Raw genomic sequence first — 16,872 nt, 5'->3', positions numbered from 1 at the left:
TAAAATATAAACTGGAAAACTTATTTTATTTCGATGCTATAAGGCATGCGTGCCTGTGGGGTGCGCATCATTTGGGTAACGCTTTTTATTTGTTCGTAAACTTTGTAATTATCACCCAGTTCCGATTGTAATATCCGGCAGCGTGCCTCGGCGGTTACATCGCCGCTGAGCTGGTTCAGGAAACTTTTTTGCTCGGGGTAGGCTACCAGGTTGTAGTTTTTAATGTTGGCTTTTTTGGCGGCTGATGCTATAGCATCATTGATATTGCCTAAACGATCAACCAGGCCATTTTTTAATGCTTGTTCGCCTGTCCATACCCGGCCCTGGCCTATGCTGTTAATATATTCCTGGGTTTTGTGTCGACCTTCGGCAACTGCTTTGGTAAAATCATCATAACCCCGGTTCACATTATTTTGTAATATCAGCCTTTCTTCGGGAGTTAGGGGGCGGCCAATATTACCCAGGTCGGCATATTTTCCGGTTTTTACACCATCAAAGGTAACACCCAGCTTATCGTTAAAAAGTTTTTGCATGTTGGGCAAAATGGCAAAAATACCTATAGAGCCTGTAATGGTATTGGGTTGTGCTATGATAGAATCGGCCGCGCAGGAAATATAGTAACCGCCGGAGGCCGCCACATCGCCCATCGAAACAATGATGGGTTTTACTTTTTTGGTGAGCATTACCTCGCGCCAGATAACATCCGAAGCCAGTGAACTACCCCCGGGAGAGTTTACACGAAGCACCACTGCTTTTACCTTATCATCAAGCCTTACTTTACGCAAGGCTTTTGATATCCTTTCGGATCCGATAGTGTTATCATCACCTTCGCCGCCCGAAATTTCGCCCGAGGCATAAACAACCGCTATACGGTTTTTAGAAGAAGCGGCATCATCTTTATTATCTTTATCAGAGCTGCTCTTGGTATAGTCGGCCAGTTCAACGCTGTTCAGGTCGTTTTTATTTGGGGTGCCGGTGCGTACTTTCAAATCATTCAGTATCTCGTCTTTGTATTTTAATCCGTCAATCAGCTTTAATTTAACAGCATCCTCTGGTAATTGTACCAGGCCGTTGTTGGCGTAATTAAACAAAGAATCCTTATTGATACCCCTGCTTTTGCTGATGCCGGTTAAAAAATGATCATATAACGACCCCAGATAAGAGGTAACCTGCAGCCGGTTGGCATCGCTCATCTTAGTTAGAAACAGAGGTTCCACAGCACTTTTGAAGGTGCCTACTTTAATAATCTGCACTTCGATGCCCAGTTTATCAAGCGCGCCTTTTAAAAAAGTAACTTCAGAATTAAAGCCCTTGAGCTCAAATATGCCTTTGGGGTTCATATAAACCTTATCGGCCACGGATGCCAGGTAGTAAAAGCCTTGCGTATATATTTCTGAGTAAGCGACAATGAATTTGCCCGACTTTTTAAAATCGATGAGCGCGTTGCGGATCTCTTCGGTAGTAGCCTGGCCCGATACCATATAGCTTTCGTCCAGATAGATGCCTTTGATATTGCTATCGGTTTTTGCCTTTTTTATGTTGGCCAGTATGTCATTAAGTCCGGTTGATTTATCCTTATCTAATCCTAAAATTCCTAAGCCAGCCAGTGGGTTATTGGGGGTACGCTCTGTTATCGGTGCGGTAAATGCCATATGTAACACCGAATTGGGTTCAACATCTACTGTTTTATCACTGCCAGCAGAAGCGATAAGACCACCTATGATAGCAGCTACTATGATAACGATGACGATACTGGAGACTATTACACCAACAATGGTGGCCAGAACGAATTTGAAGAATTGTTTCATTAATGTTATAAATCTTTTTATCTATGCAAACTTAGTAATTAGGTATCGATAATGGTAAGAGCCGTTTCTATAATATTTGTTACAACATGAATAACATTTTTTTGCTTTTAGGTAGTAATCTTGGCGACAGGAAATTGTTTCTGAAACAAGCGATTAACCATATTGAAGCTGAAATCACCCCGGTTGTAAAGTTATCGTCGGTATTTGAAACACAATCATGGGGCAAAACCGATGCGCCCGACTATCTGAACCAGGTAGTGCAGCTGCATACATCATTATCAGCAAGGGAATTATTAGAAAAAATACTGGCTATTGAAATTATGCTGGGGCGTGAGCGTAAAGAAAAGTGGGGGGCACGTACTATTGATATCGATATTTTATTTTATGGTGATGAGATTGTTGATGAACCCGATCTGAAAATTCCGCACCCCGAACTACATAAAAGGCGGTTTACACTGGAGCCATTGGCCGAAATTGCCGCGGCTTTTGTCCACCCGGTGCTGCATAAGGATATTTTACAGCTAAAAAATGAACTTGTAGACGACTTGATTGTAAAAAAATATAAATTAGGTGAGTATTAGGTGAGTGGTTGAATAAGTTTTATATTAGGATGGGAAACCAGTCAACATAATCAACCACTCAATCAACTACTCACAAAGCAACTTTTAACAAATATGGCCGATATTTCACCAAACCAGGATCTTGATCTTTCTTTTTTGTATGAAATTGCCGATGGCAGTACAGAGTTTATTGTGGAGTCGATAGGTATGTTTCTGCAGCAGACCCCGGAATTGCTTGGTGATATTGGAAGTGCCTTAGCCGGCAAAGACTGGAACGCGAGCGGGCAAGCCGCGCATAAGTTAAAGCCCAATCTGGGTTTTTTTGGCATGCCCATAAGCCAGGAAATTATACAGGAGATAGAAATAGCCTGCAAGGAAAGCGCACCCAACGGCGACGAGATTATGAAGAAATTTAACCGGGTAAAGACATTAATAAATGCCAACCTGATAACTCTTCAGCAAATAAAAACCGAAAAAGAAGGGGAACTATAAAGGGAGGCGAAAGGCAAAAGGTTATTTTGAATGCTTAATAGCAAGGTAAAAAGATAAAGGTGAAGGGTAAAAGGTTTGTTTTGAAAATATCGAATTCAAAATAAAAAGTTAGTTAGTCGGCCTAGTGCAGATCAAAAAACCTTTAGCCTTTTACCTTTCAGCTTTTACCTGATAATTATACTGCTTGTACAGTAAAAGTATAGCTTTCCATGATCAGGTTGGCTAGCAGATTTTTGCAGGCCTGATCTACTTTGGCGTGTGCTGTTTCGGCGCTGTCGGCTTCAATTTCGAGGGTAATGTGTTTACCGATGCGTACATTTTGTATTTCGGCTAAACCAAGATTTTTCATGCTTCCGGTTACTGCTTTTCCTTGAGGATCAAGAATTTCTTTTTTGGGCATTACGTCTATTTCAGCCTGGAACTTTGTCATTTGTGAATTTAAATTGAATTAAAGATAAAGTGATGTATATAAATATCACCACCGGAACTGCCACAAATTTAAAAAATAGAATCAGTATTGCCGAAAACAAGAGCAGTAAATAACGGAAAATGTTTTTATTAAAGTCGCGATTCTTGAATTTAAGCGACATCAGCGGTATTTCGGATACCAGCAATACACACATTACTACTACTAAAACAGTAAGCACGTAAGGGTTCAGTATATAAACATCCAAACCGTGATATTGCTGCATAATTAATGGCAACGACGCAATAAATATAGCATTGGCTGGTGTTGGCAGGCCAATAAAACTATCAGACTGGCGGGTATCATTGTTGAATTTAGCCAGGCGTAAAGCCGAAAATACCGTTATTAAAAATGCGACATAACACAAATAAGGGCTTATGTGGTCAATTTGCGGTGCTTTTAAATATAACTCATATAATATGGCCGATGGTAAAAAACCAAAGCTTACCATATCGGCAAGTGAATCCAGATCTTTTCCTATAAATGAATAGGAGTTAAGAACCCTCGAAGCCAGTCCGTCAAAAAAATCGAATATAGAAGAAAGAAAGATAGCGTAGGCAGCTATGATGAGGTTGCCCTGAAAAGCAAATACTATTCCTATACAGCCGCTAAACAGGTTGGCACAGGTAATGGCATTGGGGAGATGTTTCTTAACGCGCTTCTTCATTATCAGGCCATGAAGTTATCAGGATTTTATTAAGTATTTATGAAGTTACAGATAATAATTTTATTTGCGGAATCAAGTATCAAGTAGTTAGTATCAAGTATCAAGATTTTTTAAATCATTATCGCCTTTCGGGAAACTGTCTTGATACTTGATACTAACTACTTGATACCGTCCATATCTATAACTTCATAAATGCTAAAATATTACGAGTTCATGGAAATCAAAAACTCTTCGTTGGTTTTGGTGCCTTTTATCTGGGCCTGTAAAAACTCCATTGATTCCTGTGAATTCATATCGGCAAGGTGGTTACGTAGTATCCAGATGCGTTGCAGGGTTTCACGATCAAGCAGCAAGTCGTCGCGGCGTGTGCTTGACGCGGTAATATCGATAGCCGGGAATATACGTTTGTTTGAAAGCTTACGATCCAGTTGTAACTCCATGTTGCCTGTACCTTTAAACTCTTCAAAGATAACCTCATCCATTTTTGAACCGGTTTCGGTAAGTGCTGTAGCAATGATGGTTAATGAACCGCCATCCTCGATGTTACGGGCGGCACCAAAAAAGCGTTTAGGTTTGTGTAGCGCATTGGCATCAACACCACCAGATAATATTTTACCGGATGCAGGAGCAACGGTGTTATAAGCACGCGCTAAACGGGTGATAGAATCAAGCAGGATCACCACATCATGACCGCACTCTACCATGCGTTTTGCTTTTTCCAATACGATGTTGGCAATTTTTACGTGACGCTCGGCAGGTTCATCAAAAGTTGATGAAACCACTTCGGCGCGTACGCTGCGGGCCATATCGGTTACCTCCTCAGGGCGTTCATCTATCAGTAATATGATCAGGTAAACTTCTGGGTGATTTTTAGCTATAGCGTTTGCCACATCTTTTAACAACATGGTTTTACCGGTTTTTGGCTGGGCCACAATTAAACCGCGCTGACCTTTACCAATTGGCGAAAACAGGTCCATGATGCGGGTTGAATAGTTGCCGGCATCTGTAAACAGGCTCAGTTTTTCTGACGGGAAAAGCGGCGTAAGGTGATCAAATGGCACACGGTCACGTACTTCGGCCGGGATACGGCCATTAATCGCTTCTACACGTACCAGCGGGAAATATTTTTCGCCCTCTTTTGGCGGACGGATGCTACCACGAACAGTATCTCCGGTTTTAAGGCCAAATAATTTTATTTGTGATTGTGATACATAAATATCATCGGGAGAGGTAAGGTAGTTATAATCTGACGAGCGTAAGAAACCATAACCATCGGGCATAATTTCCAGTACGCCTTCATTAACGATTACATTATCAAAATCAAGGTTAATGGCAGGTTCCTGGCTTTTTTGCTGGGTTTGATTGCCATTACCATTGGCACGCCTGTCAAATTTTTGCGGGCGGCCTTCAGTAGCGGGCTCTTCGCTTCTGGTTGCACTTTCGCCTGGCTGAACCAGTGAAGCATCCTCGGCAACTGCTACTGCATGTATTTCGTTCTCGGTTTCTTCAGCTGGTTCTTCATCCTGTACATCAAACAGGTTGGTGTCATCTAAAGGTACCTCAACGCGTGGTTGTGTTTTTGGTTTTAACACACGGGTTCTTTTGCGTGTTTTATCTCCTGTTTCGGCGGCCGGGGCGTTAGTAGGAGTATAGTTTGACTCAACAATGTTTTGTTGGGCTCGGGCAGCCTCAATAAGCTGTTGTTGTTCAATGATGCGGGATATTAGCTGTGGCTTTCTGAGCTCGTCGGCCTCGGCAATACCTAAATTTTTTGCAATTTCGCGCAACTCAGAAACGAGTTTGTCGTTCAATTCTATTTTATCAGACATGATATGAATTATAGTTCAATGGGATTTTTAATGTTGTAATTTGTTTTCTTGACGGTAATAAAGCCCCATGCGCATTTGGTGGTTAAACATGAAGAATTATTAAAAGAAATTATCTTGAAACTTTGTATAAGTAAACATCCAAATCCAGGTAAATATTGTTGTAATAAATAACGTGGGGTTTTAAATTGTTTCTTTAGTGCAAGAAAAATTCAAAGGAAAACGCTGCAATTGTAATCAATTAATTTATAATTTCAAATTAATTGAAATAAATATCTCATAATTGACCATATATAAGCTAAATTTTTAGTTTTTTTGACATTCAAAATAGTAAAGCATTAATGATTTCACGCGCCCGGTTAATAGAACAGATCAAACAAAAAAAATCATTTTTATGTGTTGGTTTGGATACTGATATTAATAAGATCCCCGAATTTTTAAAAGATTACCCCGATCCGATACTGGAATTTAATAAAAGGATCATTGATGCCACTAAAGATCTTTGCGTATCCTACAAACCCAATGCCGCGTTTTATGAGGCCTATGGTATAAAAGGGTTGCAGAGCCTCATTGATACCTGGAAATATTTACCCACGGATACTTTAAATATAATAGATGCCAAACGGGGCGATATCGGTAATACCTCAGATAAATATGCGCAGGCTTTTTTTGATGAAAAAGCATCGGGTATGAGCTTTGATGCCATCACCATTACACCTTATATGGGTAACGACAGCGTAACCCCGTACCTGGCTTATGAAGGTAAATGGATCATTTTGCTGGCGCTTACCTCATCTGTAGGCAGCAAGGATTTTCAATATCTGCAAACCGGCGATGGCTATCTGTACGAAACCGTGATACAAAAAGCTAACACCTGGGCCGGTGCCGACAGGATCATGTATGTAGTTGGTGCCACCAAAAGCACAGAATTTACCAATATCCGCAAATATGCGCCTGATAATTTTTTACTGGTGCCAGGAGTTGGCGCGCAGGGCGGTAGCCTGGAGGATGTTTGCCGTTATGGTATCACGAAGGATTGCGGTTTGTTGGTAAATGCGTCCCGCTCTATTATCTATGCCGGAAACGGAAAAGATTTTGCCGATGCCGCCCGTGCCGAAGCACAACGTATGCAGCAACAAATGCAGATAGAGCTGGAGAAAGCAGGAGTGATATAAGAATAGGAGATTTTGTCTGAACCCGATAAATTCGGGTTCAGATAAATTATGCTTTGGTCAGAATCATGTAAATCATTAAATCCTGATAATTATGGTTCAGACAATTGTTCGGCATAATTACTAAATTACGTCCGCTATATGGCTATACCGTATGAAAACAACCTTCTTATCCCTTGTTGCCCTGTCTATTTCCTTTTGCGCGTTTGCCCAACAGGGAAAAAAGCCCCTGAAGCCCATTGATTTTTACCGCATACCCGCCGTGAGCGATCCGCAGCTTGCTCCCGATGGCAAGTGGGTAGCTTATACAGTATCAACCGTTGATACGGCTAAGGATAAACGTGTATCGCACCTTTGGATGCAAAGCTGGGATGGCAAAGAGTCTATAGAGCTGACGCATGGCGACGAAGCCGCTTCATCACCCAGGTGGAGTCCCGATGGTAAATACCTGGCTTTTCTTTCGTCGCGCGATTCCAAAAATGGGTCGCAGCTTTGGCTGATAGACCGCAGGGGAGGTGAAGGCTTTAAGCTCACTGATGTAAAAGGCAGCCTGGGCGAGTATGCCTGGTCGCCAGATAGTAAGAAAATAGTGATGGTGATAGGCGATCCCGAAAACAAAGGCAAGGAAGAACCTAAAACCCCCAAACCAATTGTGATCGACCGTTATCATTTTAAGCAGGATGTGGAAGGTTATTTACAACAATTGCATGATCATTTATACTTGATTGACGTAAATACTAAAAAATTAGATACCCTCACCAAAGGCGATAAGGATGAAACCTCGCCGGTATGGTCGCCGGATAGCCGGACAATAGCCTTTGTAAGTAACCGTACCGTTGATCCGGATAAAAACCAGAATAAGGATATTTTTACTATCGATGCTCACCCTAATTCTACCATGTTACAGCTAACAGATTGGAAAGGGCGCGATAGCAATCCACAATGGAGCCCCGATGGCCGGTATATCTCATACCTGCGCAGCACAAGCGATGCCGATTATATGATGTATGATCAAAATGTGATATGCATCATGGATGCTGTCGGCTCCAACAACCGGGTACTGACAGCACAGCTCGACCGACCTGTTTCTGCTCAAACCTGGGCCAGGGACAATAAAAATATCTCATTTTTAGTAACTGATGACAGGCAGCGTTACCTGGCCAGTATCAATATCAACAATGGCAAAATAGCAACCATAAGTAAAGGAATGTTCGGTATTACCGATATCAATGCCAATTTATCCGGCAATTGGGTAGTAAGCAAAAGTGATCCCTATACGCCCGCTGAGATATTTGCTTTAGAAGGTGAAAAGCTTCGCCGTTTAACCTTTCATCATCAGAATTGGTTAAATACGGTAAAGCTGGCCCATGTATCCGGTTTTCAATCGCGCAGTGCCGATGGTACGGAGGTATCAGGTATATTGTTTACACCAGATAGCGTTGCCGGTAAAAAATGGCCATTGATATTATTTATACACGGCGGTCCGGTAGGGCAGGATGAATACACCTTTGATGCCACCCGGCAAATGCTTGCCGCGGCCGGATACGCGGTAGCCGCTGTGAATTATCGCGGCAGCAATGGCCGGGGACTTGATTATTGTAAAGCCATATACGCCGACTGGGGCAATAAAGAAGTAAAAGATCTGTTGGGTGCTGTTGATCACCTGGAAAGAATGGGCATTGCCGATCCCGATCATTTAGGCATTGGCGGATGGAGCTATGGCGGTATCCTTACCGATTATACCATCGCTTCTGATACCCGTTTTAAAGCGGCTGCCAGTGGTGCAGGCAGCGCGTTGCAGCTATCGGTTTACGGAACCGACCAGTATGTATTGCAGTATGAAAATGAAATTGGCCAGCCCTGGAAAACCGCTGATAAATGGATCCAGATATCGTATCCGTTTTTTCATGCCGATAAAATAAAAACGCCGGTGATGTTTATGTCGGGTTTGAGGGATTTTAATGTGCCTACCGTTGGCAGCGAACAAATGTACCAGGCGCTGAGATCGCAGGGCATACCAACAGAATTGATATTGTACCCTAACCAGTTTCACGGTCTTACCAAGCCAAGCTACCTGGTAGATAGGCTGCAGCGCTATGTAGACTGGTATAATAAATATTTGAAATAGGTCCCCCTGCCCCCTGAAGGGAGAGTTTTGATTTGCAATACGATATTGAAGTATCCGAATAGTTGATATAATGAATACGAAGACTTTATTATTTATTTTAGTTGGGCTCTGCAGCAACGCTTTGGCCCAAACGGTTAAAAAGCCGTTTAAACCAACCGATTTTTATCATATCCCCACTTTGGATGAGCCGCAGCTTTCGCCCGATGGTAAATGGATAGCCTATAGTTTGGCCGAGGTTGATTCGGCTAAGGACAAAAGGGTATCACACATCTGGATGCAGAGTTATGATGGCAAACAATCTATTCAGCTTACTTTTGGCGATGACCCGGCTTCGACACCAAAATGGAGCCCCGATGGTAAATATGTATCCTTTATATCCGAAAAAGATTCCAAAAACGGCGGACAAGTTTGGCTAATGGATCGCAGGGGCGGCGAAGGGCATAAGCTAACCGATATAAAAGGGGAATTGCAGGATTATGTATGGTCGCCGGATAGTAAAAGATTGGCACTTACCATTAAAGATCCTGAAAATGGTGGTAAACCCGAACCCAAAACGATCGCTCCCATCAAAATAGACCGTTATCATTTTAAGCAGGATATTGAGGGCTATCTGCAGCACAGACATACGCACCTGTATGTTTATGATATCGACACTAAAAAGTTGGATACCCTAACCCGGGGCGATATGGATGATGATTCGCCGGTTTGGAGCCCGAATGGTAAAACCATAGCTTTTGTAAGTAACCATACCGATGATCCGGATAAAAACGAAAACTCAGACATTTTTACCATTGAAGCCAAAAGCGGAGCAGAAGCCCAGCAACTGACCACTTTTACCGGGCACGATATTAAACCACTATGGAGCCCCGATGGTAAGTATATCGCTTATCTGCGCTCAACCAGCGATGCCGATTATTTTATTTACCAGCATGATGTGCTTTGTATTATGGATGCTGATGGTAAAAATAATAAGATACTTACCGCGCAACTGGACAGGCCGGTGAGCAACCATGCCTGGAGTAAGGATAGTAAGAACATCATTTACCTGGTAAGTAATGACCGGATCCGGTACGTGGCCCAGTATAATCTGTTGCTCCGTAAATCTACTATAATTAATAAAGGTAACCAATGCAGTTTTGAAACTCTGATAGCGCATTCGCCGGGCAATTGGATAGCTAAGATGACCAATCCGTATATGCCGCATGAATTGGTGGCTATTGAAAACGGAAAGATCCGCCGGCTTACTTTTCATCAGGATAAATGGCTTAGCAAGGTGAAGCTGGCTTATGTAAAAGGTTTCCAATCGTTCAGCAGCGATGGTACGCTGGTATCGGGGATATTGTATACTCCGGATAGTTTAGTAACCCAAAAACTGCCTTTTATCTTATACATACACGGCGGCCCAACAGATCAGGATGAGTTTGAGTTTGATGCCACCAGGCAAGTATTAGCGAGTTCTGGTTATGCCGTTGCCGCAGTTAATTATAGAGGGAGTACAGGCCGTGGATTGGAGTACACCAAGGCCATTTATGCCGATTGGGGCAATAAGGAAGTGAAGGATCTGCTGGGTGCGGTTGATGAATTGGTGAAAACAGGCATTGCCGACCCGCAACGACTGGGGATAGGCGGCTGGAGTTATGGGGGCATATTAACAGATTATACCATAGCTACCGATCCCCGTTTTAAAGCCGCGGCAAGCGGGGCGGGCAGTGCCTTGCAACTATCCATTTATGGCAGCGACCAATGGGTGGTTCAGTATGATAACGAGTTGGGTGTTCCGTGGAAGAATGCCGATAAATATATTAAACTATCGTATCCGTTTTTTCATGCCGATAAGATCAAGACCCCAACTCTGTTTATGTCGGGCTTAAAGGATTTCAATGTGCCAACCTCTGGTGGCGAGCAGATGTATGAGGCACTCCGTTCGCAAGGCATACCAACGGAGCTGGTGCTTTACCCGGGACAATATCATGGCATCAGTATACCGAGTTACCAGGTAGACAGGGTGCAGCGTTATATTGATTGGTTCGGGAAGTATTTAACCCCCCAGCCCCGATTTTAGATGTGGGTCTGAGATGTGCGGATATGTAAATGTGCGGATGTGCAAATTGAAAAATTAAATCATCAATAAATTATCCTCATCTGCACCCCCGCACATTTACATATCTGCACATCTGAGGCCCATTGTTAATATGTTAAAAATATCCATATTAAATAACTATTGGTTAAGTATAATTTTACTTCATGACTAAACACCGCCATCTGTTTTACCTGTTTGCCATGTTTTTTGTGCCGCTGGTACTAACATCCTGCCATTCGCGTAAGGCAGCAATGAAAGGGCAGCCCGGCGAAATTGTGAAACCGAAGACCGAAATGGCCGATAAGTATTCACAAATTATGGGCGTGGATAGGAGTGATATTCAAAATGGCAGGTTATATACATTCATTGATCAGTGGATGGGGGTTCCCTATAAATTTGGTGGCCTGGATCAGAATGGTGTTGATTGTTCGGGGCTTGTTTTTTTACTGGAACAGCAGGTTTATGGTATTACCATCCCGCGGATGACCAGCAAGCAAATCACCGTGATCAAACGTAAATACGAAGAGGATCTGAAAGAAGGAGATCTGGTTTTCTTTGATTTTGATGGCAAACAGTTTAGCCATGTGGGCGTATATCTGCAAAATGGATATGTGGTGCATGCCAGTTCCAGGCGTGGAGTGATCATCGTTCGCCTGCGCGATCCTTCCATGTATAAATATTTTTCGCGTGCGGGTTCTATTATAGCAGATACGAGCGTTACCGACGCCAGTGCGGGTAAATAATCAGTCGGTTTAAGATTTTCTTTTGGTTATGCTTTTCTTCTTAACCGGTTGTGCCGCGGTTTTTCTGCGGGATCTGAGGAGCCGGAAGAGTATAGGTGCAGAATTGTTTTGATCCGGATAGTATTTCCTGTTCAACCCGGCTACCAGTATGCCATACACACCTACAAAGTACAATAATATTTGCGAATCTAATTTAAGCCAGATGATGAGTGCCATACATGCAAAACCCAAAGGCACGATAACAAAATTCAGACGTTGTACCTTCCATCTCAGTACAGCTTCCATATTATTGGTATTTAAGCATAATGAGGCTTTATTTATAATGAGATAATAGCCGATCATGGTTTGCGAGAGATTCACCAGGAATATAATGCCGATATAGGAAAATAGCCCCCAGCTGTACTTTATAATGTCAAAGCCTGCGGTTACAAAAGTTACCGCGAATGGAAACATGGAGACACAAAAGAGAAAGAGCAAGTTCAGGATGATGAGGTTAAGATTGTAATCTTTCAGAAAACTGAATAGCTGTAAATGCCTGTACCAGTAATTACCGATTAAAGCAAAACTAAATGCGTAGCCTAAAAATTTGGGTACCAGTTCTTTAAAAGCCTCATTTATTTGTTGGGCATTGGAATGATGCAAACCTTCGGGCAATTTTATCTCCAAAACCATAATGGTAATGATGATAGCGAATACGGCATCGCTAAAAAGTATAACACGCTCTAACTGAAATTCTTTTTTTATTTCGTTTTCTTCATTTACCATATCTGTATCCCGTAGTTTTAATTTAATTGGTAATTTTGCCGCATTATGTCAGATCAAAAAGAGAATTACTCCTTCTGGACTAAATATAAGCGTTTTGCAGGTAACGAAATTTTGCTTTACCTGGTGATGATCATCGGCATTATACTCGGTATTGTGATATTTAGTTACCTTTAACCAGGGTTACATTATTATCGTCACTCTCTACAATAGCCTGGTAAAAATCTATCAGATCCTGATAAATATCCTTACTGTAAGTTCCGTCAATAAGCTGCACACGGCGTTTATAAACCAATTCGTTTTCCTTTACGGTTATAGTTGCCGAAAATTTGCCAAATGGCTTGTTAATGGAAACATCGGTTGGCCGCAGGTCTACGTGATAACCTGCCGGTAGGGCATAAACTATCTCGTCTTCGTCGGTATAACCCCGGTTAATGTACACCTCGTTACGCCGGTTCCGAACCTCACGCGGAACGGTGTGGGCCCTATTGGTGGCATTGGCCAGGAAAGTTATTTTACCATCGTTTACAGACCCATACTCACCGGCGCTCAGTTTAATGGTTTCGGTAGTTACGGGTTGCAGGCTCTTATCTTGTTTAAAATCGGCCTTTTCAATATTCATATTGTTGATGGCATATTCTTTTTGCAGGTTTTTTACCCGCTCTTTGGGGGCCTCTTCAATTATACCTTCCCGGTTATCATATTGAGTGCCTTTAAAAACGGTTTGCATCTGGCCCGATAAATTGCCTTGCGCATCTAAAATGAAAGAGGCTTTACGCTCCTGCAGATTATTTTGAGCAGTGTATTTGGGGGTATGCAACAATTTGCCACCCTCTGGTGTACAGGCTAATACGTTACGATCGTCGGTAAAATCACTCAGGAAGCCAAAAGGTATTTTCTGGCTGGTACATTCTAAAAAAGTAGTATCATTTTTAAAAGGCAGGCATAAAATAACATGGTTGAACTGATCCATGCTGGCAAAATCATTTAAGGGGCTCTTTTTGGTACTGCCCGCTTTTACAATACAGTAATAGGAGTCGATGTTTACCGTTTTGAGCAGGGCCTGGGTATAATTTACCAGAGCTTTGCAATCGCCATAGTTTTGTTGATCTACATCGGCAGCCAAAAAGGGTTGATAGCCACCAATACCCACCTGTACGCTGATGTAATGGGTTTTATCCTGCATATACTCGTATATCTTTTTGGCTTTCAATTTAGGGTCTGTAATGCCATCGGTGAGCTGTTTCATGTATGCTGCTGTAGTAGCAGGTACCTGTAAACGGCTAACCAGTAGTTTATCATACATCCATTTTCCCATCTCTTTCCAATTGCTGAATGCGCCGGTAACTCCTTCATAGCTGAATTTTTGGGGAGCTATCCTAACGCTGCTTAGATATTTATCAGCATTAGGGCTATAAGGTTCATCCTTAACGGCTTTTAAGTTATTGATTTGCCAGGTATAGGTTTTATAGCCATCCTTGTTTGTACCTATGGCTACTTTGGTGGGTATATTGGTCTCTTTATACCGGATACCAAAATCGGGTTTGCAGCTAAAAGTGTATGAACTTTTTTCAACGGCTTGCCCGGTGGTGGAGTTAGGCTCCCAGCTCTCAAAGAAAAGCGATTGTTTTGATTTTACTTCATATTCATAAACAATGGTGTAGGGGTAATCGGTTACCGCGGGGTTGTAATGTTTAACCTTCAGATCCCAGAATAACGAAAACCCGTCATGAGCGTTTACATCTTCAAAATCACTTTCCGAAAACTTTTTAACCGGTTTGCCAAACTGGTTGTAAACTATGCCTTTAATGCCTTTTATGATATTGGTTTTATCATGCCAAACCACTATGTCGGCTATATTATTGCCATTTTTATTTAAAATAGTAACCGCGGTTTTGATGTGATAAAGTGTATTATCATAATCCTTTACCTCAACGTTCACTTCGTTATTACGCACCACCGCGCTGGCATAGGGCAACAGATCTTTGGAAATCAGTGAAACATCATAGTTATCCTGTGCCCCGGCAGCCATGCTTATGATCAGTAAAAAAAATAGTAATAAACTTGTTCTCATTATTTTTTCTTGAAAACCATGTCCGTTTTTTCGGTAAGGACAATCTTGTTATATAATTCTTTGAGATAAGGATATTCTTCGGGGAAATAAATAGCCTTGGTAAACCGTGTGATATTTGAAAAGGAAAACTCGTTATCGTGGCTATCAAAATTAGTGGCAAACATACCGCCGTTATTGGGTAAGGCAAAAGCCACTACCTGGGGTGGGGTTTCAATGGCATATTGTGCAGGCAGGTGCATATTTAATACCATCCTGTTGTCGCTCGCCATACCCCAGTCAACCGGGTAGTCACGTTCGGCAAGTTTAAAGGGATTGGTAGTTCTTTTTTCCCAAAAGAAAGGATTAAATACCAGGCGGGCCTTGTTCATATTTTCAAAAGCATCTATTTCAACTTCAAGTATTTCGCCCAGCGGTTGATTAAGGCTATCCAAATTGCTGATATTTGATTTTAATATCTTGATTTTGGGCAATTTCGCGTCAAGATCCTCTATATATTCATCAACCGAGTTGAATTTTTTGATCGCTTTACGATGCGTATATGCATTATAGCCATTATAATAATTGGTGATGGTGCCTTTGATCTTCCCGTTATCAAGCAGGGTAAGATCAAGTGTGTGGATCTCACTGGTTTTTTGTAACGAACTTAGTTCAACCCAGTATGATGGTTTGTCAAGACTTATCACCCGGCCTTTATCATTCAAGCATTTAAGTTGAAGCAACCCGAAAGACAACAGAGGATCAGTAGCATCCAGATAATAGGATTTTCCATCAATATTGGCTTTAGCTATTACATAGTTAAAATCGCTTATTACAGGATAAAGCGTATTGATATTACCATGTTCGCGGGTTGATAACAGCACGGCTTCGGTATTAACACCAGCGGCATTTAAGGCAGTGATCAAGGTTAGGTTGATATCAGCTATACTGCCTGTGTGGGCATCCATGGCGCGTTTAATACCATCGGGACTATAAATTCCCCAATAGTCGTTCCATTTATACCATTTTTGCAGATAGGCATATATGGCTGTGGCCTTGTCCAGTTCGGTGGTTTTACCGGCTATTACCGCTGCCATGCGCTCTTTCATCAGGTCTTTTCGCTTTAGCTGTGATCCAAACGCGTCTTCGATCTTAAGCTGGCGGTCTATATCTTTCCATTCCTTACTCACCAAAGTTTTAACACTGGTATAAGGGTTTGTCCACTCTACTAATTCAAAATATATGGCCGATAAAAAATTCTTTGGCGAGGTCATGTAATCCTCGGCCACAAAAGCCGGAATATCTTTCATGGCATAAGTCAGGTGAGAGCAATCGCTTTTTGACCCGTGCGAGGTAAAGCATTCGCGTTCCAGTTCGGAGGTGGTTTTTGTGAGTTTATACGGGCCTCTTAGTGAGGCATTGAACGTCCAGAAACCAGGGATATGCACTTCGTACTGGGAGTAGATCTTGGGTATCTCGTCCTGGAATTCCCATTTACGGAAGCTGTCCCAATAAGGCGATATCAATGTATACCTAAACTCAATAACACAGCCGTTACGCAGGCCAGGCAGGGCGAATTTAACGGTACTACCATATTTATAGTCTTTTGTCTTGAATACCTTTTTAGGGTCAAGCTCAATTTTTTGCATTAGTCCATTGTCATCCTTATAATAAGTAGTACCGGTTATATCCGTCACTTCTTCGGATACATCGTCACTATTGTGTATAGGGATCTCGATAGTGCCATTAGAGAAACCCTTATTGTCGAGTATTTTTATTTTGGCGTGGTATTTATAAATAAGCCTGATGTGGTCGTCACCGGCGATATCGATCCTCGAATTGCCAAATTCATTTAAGTACACGGCGTGTGCAGCGGTATCTTTATCATACCGTTGCATGTCTACTTCTTCCTGTACAAAACCTTCTTTAAAGTCTTGTGCCGAAGCAAGGTGTTGTAAACCAATGAATAAAAGGGTAATAAGTAAAAGTTTCTTCATGTGCTATTGTGATAAAATAGGAAGGTATTAAATTAAAAATAAAACGTTTATATTAAATAAATTAAAAAATTTATTCTGCTAATTCTTTTTAGGACATTTGCGACCTTTGTACTATCTACCA

At 41.9% G+C, this 16,872-nt stretch carries 14 protein-coding genes; 7 read left to right on the top strand and 7 right to left on the bottom strand.

Features of this window, described 5'->3' with window-relative positions; all coding sequences use genetic code 11:
• Window positions 1–20 precede the first annotated feature (20 nt).
• Window positions 21–1,808 carry a signal peptide peptidase SppA gene (gene sppA / locus FHW89_RS11260; RefSeq protein ID WP_172335133.1) on the bottom strand — a complete coding sequence of 596 codons (1,788 nt, stop codon included), beginning with the start codon at window positions 1,806–1,808 and terminating at the stop codon, window positions 21–23.
• 86 nt (window positions 1,809–1,894) lie between these two features.
• On the opposite strand from sppA, the gene folK reads away from it, so the two are divergent.
• A complete protein-coding gene (folK, locus tag FHW89_RS11255; protein WP_172335132.1) occupies window positions 1,895–2,389 on the top strand; it encodes a 2-amino-4-hydroxy-6-hydroxymethyldihydropteridine diphosphokinase in 495 nt (164 codons plus the stop codon).
• A 93-nt stretch (window positions 2,390–2,482) separates the two neighbouring features.
• Entirely contained in the window at window positions 2,483–2,860 is a 378-nt protein-coding gene (locus tag FHW89_RS11250; RefSeq protein ID WP_172335131.1) for an Hpt domain-containing protein, read from the top strand.
• Between the two features lie 175 nt (window positions 2,861–3,035).
• Here the strand turns inward: FHW89_RS11250 and purS are convergent, their stop codons facing one another.
• The 3 genes from purS to rho form a co-directional block, all read right to left on the bottom strand.
• Window positions 3,036–3,290 (bottom strand): phosphoribosylformylglycinamidine synthase subunit PurS, encoded by a 255-nt coding sequence (gene purS / locus FHW89_RS11245; RefSeq protein WP_166093972.1) that lies wholly within the window; start codon window positions 3,288–3,290, stop codon window positions 3,036–3,038.
• Window positions 3,271–3,993, bottom strand: coding sequence for a CDP-diacylglycerol--serine O-phosphatidyltransferase (gene pssA / locus FHW89_RS11240; protein ID WP_172335130.1), 723 nt, complete (start codon window positions 3,991–3,993; stop codon window positions 3,271–3,273). Before pssA ends, purS begins: the two co-directional genes overlap by 20 nt.
• A 203-nt stretch (window positions 3,994–4,196) precedes the next feature.
• On the bottom strand, window positions 4,197–5,822 hold the full coding sequence (gene rho / locus FHW89_RS11235) for a transcription termination factor Rho (protein WP_172335129.1): 1,626 nt from the start codon (window positions 5,820–5,822) through the stop codon (window positions 4,197–4,199).
• A 341-nt stretch (window positions 5,823–6,163) separates the two neighbouring features.
• On the opposite strand from rho, the gene pyrF reads away from it, so the two are divergent.
• The 4 genes from pyrF (at window position 6,164) to FHW89_RS11215 (ending at window position 11,942) form a co-directional block, all read left to right on the top strand.
• Window positions 6,164–6,994 (top strand): orotidine-5'-phosphate decarboxylase, encoded by an 831-nt coding sequence (gene pyrF, locus FHW89_RS11230; RefSeq protein ID WP_172335335.1) that lies wholly within the window; start codon window positions 6,164–6,166, stop codon window positions 6,992–6,994.
• A 151-nt stretch (window positions 6,995–7,145) separates the two neighbouring features.
• Window positions 7,146–9,119 carry a S9 family peptidase gene (locus tag FHW89_RS11225; protein WP_172335128.1) on the top strand — a complete coding sequence of 658 codons (1,974 nt, stop codon included), beginning with the start codon at window positions 7,146–7,148 and terminating at the stop codon, window positions 9,117–9,119.
• Window positions 9,120–9,189: 70 nt separating this feature from the next.
• Window positions 9,190–11,181: a S9 family peptidase gene (locus FHW89_RS11220; RefSeq protein WP_172335127.1), complete on the top strand. Its 1,992-nt coding sequence runs from the start codon at window positions 9,190–9,192 to the stop codon at window positions 11,179–11,181.
• A 182-nt stretch (window positions 11,182–11,363) separates the two neighbouring features.
• Window positions 11,364–11,942, top strand: a complete 579-nt coding sequence (locus FHW89_RS11215) for a C40 family peptidase (RefSeq protein ID WP_172335126.1) — start codon at window positions 11,364–11,366, stop codon at window positions 11,940–11,942.
• Between the two features lie 9 nt (window positions 11,943–11,951).
• Here FHW89_RS11215 and FHW89_RS11210 read toward each other — a convergent pair whose 3' ends face one another.
• Window positions 11,952–12,707, bottom strand: coding sequence for a TMEM175 family protein (locus tag FHW89_RS11210; protein ID WP_172335125.1), 756 nt, complete (start codon window positions 12,705–12,707; stop codon window positions 11,952–11,954).
• 45 nt (window positions 12,708–12,752) lie between these two features.
• Here FHW89_RS11210 and FHW89_RS28960 point away from each other — a divergent pair, with 45 nt between their 5' ends.
• Complete coding sequence (locus tag FHW89_RS28960) at window positions 12,753–12,881, top strand: hypothetical protein (protein ID WP_256367780.1); 129 nt, start codon at window positions 12,753–12,755, stop codon at window positions 12,879–12,881.
• On the opposite strand, the gene FHW89_RS11205 is transcribed toward FHW89_RS28960, so the two are convergent.
• Together FHW89_RS11205 and FHW89_RS11200 are read right to left on the bottom strand one after the other, a co-directional pair.
• Window positions 12,868–14,778: a DUF3857 domain-containing protein gene (locus FHW89_RS11205; RefSeq protein ID WP_172335124.1), complete on the bottom strand. Its 1,911-nt coding sequence runs from the start codon at window positions 14,776–14,778 to the stop codon at window positions 12,868–12,870. The genes FHW89_RS28960 and FHW89_RS11205 overlap by 14 nt on opposite strands.
• The gene (locus tag FHW89_RS11200; protein WP_172335123.1) at window positions 14,778–16,751 is read right to left on the bottom strand and encodes a DUF3857 domain-containing protein; all 1,974 of its coding nucleotides are present in this window, start codon (window positions 16,749–16,751) and stop codon (window positions 14,778–14,780) included. The genes FHW89_RS11205 and FHW89_RS11200 overlap by 1 nt, the downstream gene beginning before the upstream one ends.
• Window positions 16,752–16,872 lie beyond the last annotated feature (121 nt).

This window comes from Mucilaginibacter sp. SG564, assembly GCF_013149275.1.
Classification (GTDB): domain Bacteria; phylum Bacteroidota; class Bacteroidia; order Sphingobacteriales; family Sphingobacteriaceae; genus Mucilaginibacter.
Note: the sequence above shows the minus strand (reverse complement) of the source record. Positions and strands in the feature narration are given on the sequence as shown.

Coding starts and splice junctions, on each gene's coding strand:
- FHW89_RS28960 (WP_256367780.1), top strand. CDS start 12,753: ATGTCAGATCAAAAAGAGAATTACTCCTTCTGGACTAAATATAAGCGT.
- FHW89_RS11205 (WP_172335124.1), bottom strand. CDS start 14,778: ATGAGAACAAGTTTATTACTATTTTTTTTACTGATCATAAGCATGGCT.
- FHW89_RS11220 (WP_172335127.1), top strand. CDS start 9,190: ATGAATACGAAGACTTTATTATTTATTTTAGTTGGGCTCTGCAGCAAC.
- FHW89_RS11200 (WP_172335123.1), bottom strand. CDS start 16,751: ATGAAGAAACTTTTACTTATTACCCTTTTATTCATTGGTTTACAACAC.
- FHW89_RS11215 (WP_172335126.1), top strand. CDS start 11,364: ATGACTAAACACCGCCATCTGTTTTACCTGTTTGCCATGTTTTTTGTG.
- FHW89_RS11225 (WP_172335128.1), top strand. CDS start 7,146: ATGAAAACAACCTTCTTATCCCTTGTTGCCCTGTCTATTTCCTTTTGC.
- FHW89_RS11250 (WP_172335131.1), top strand. CDS start 2,483: ATGGCCGATATTTCACCAAACCAGGATCTTGATCTTTCTTTTTTGTAT.
- folK (WP_172335132.1), top strand. CDS start 1,895: ATGAATAACATTTTTTTGCTTTTAGGTAGTAATCTTGGCGACAGGAAA.
- FHW89_RS11210 (WP_172335125.1), bottom strand. CDS start 12,707: ATGGTAAATGAAGAAAACGAAATAAAAAAAGAATTTCAGTTAGAGCGT.
- rho (WP_172335129.1), bottom strand. CDS start 5,822: ATGTCTGATAAAATAGAATTGAACGACAAACTCGTTTCTGAGTTGCGC.
- purS (WP_166093972.1), bottom strand. CDS start 3,290: ATGACAAAGTTCCAGGCTGAAATAGACGTAATGCCCAAAAAAGAAATT.
- pssA (WP_172335130.1), bottom strand. CDS start 3,993: ATGAAGAAGCGCGTTAAGAAACATCTCCCCAATGCCATTACCTGTGCC.
- sppA (WP_172335133.1), bottom strand. CDS start 1,808: ATGAAACAATTCTTCAAATTCGTTCTGGCCACCATTGTTGGTGTAATA.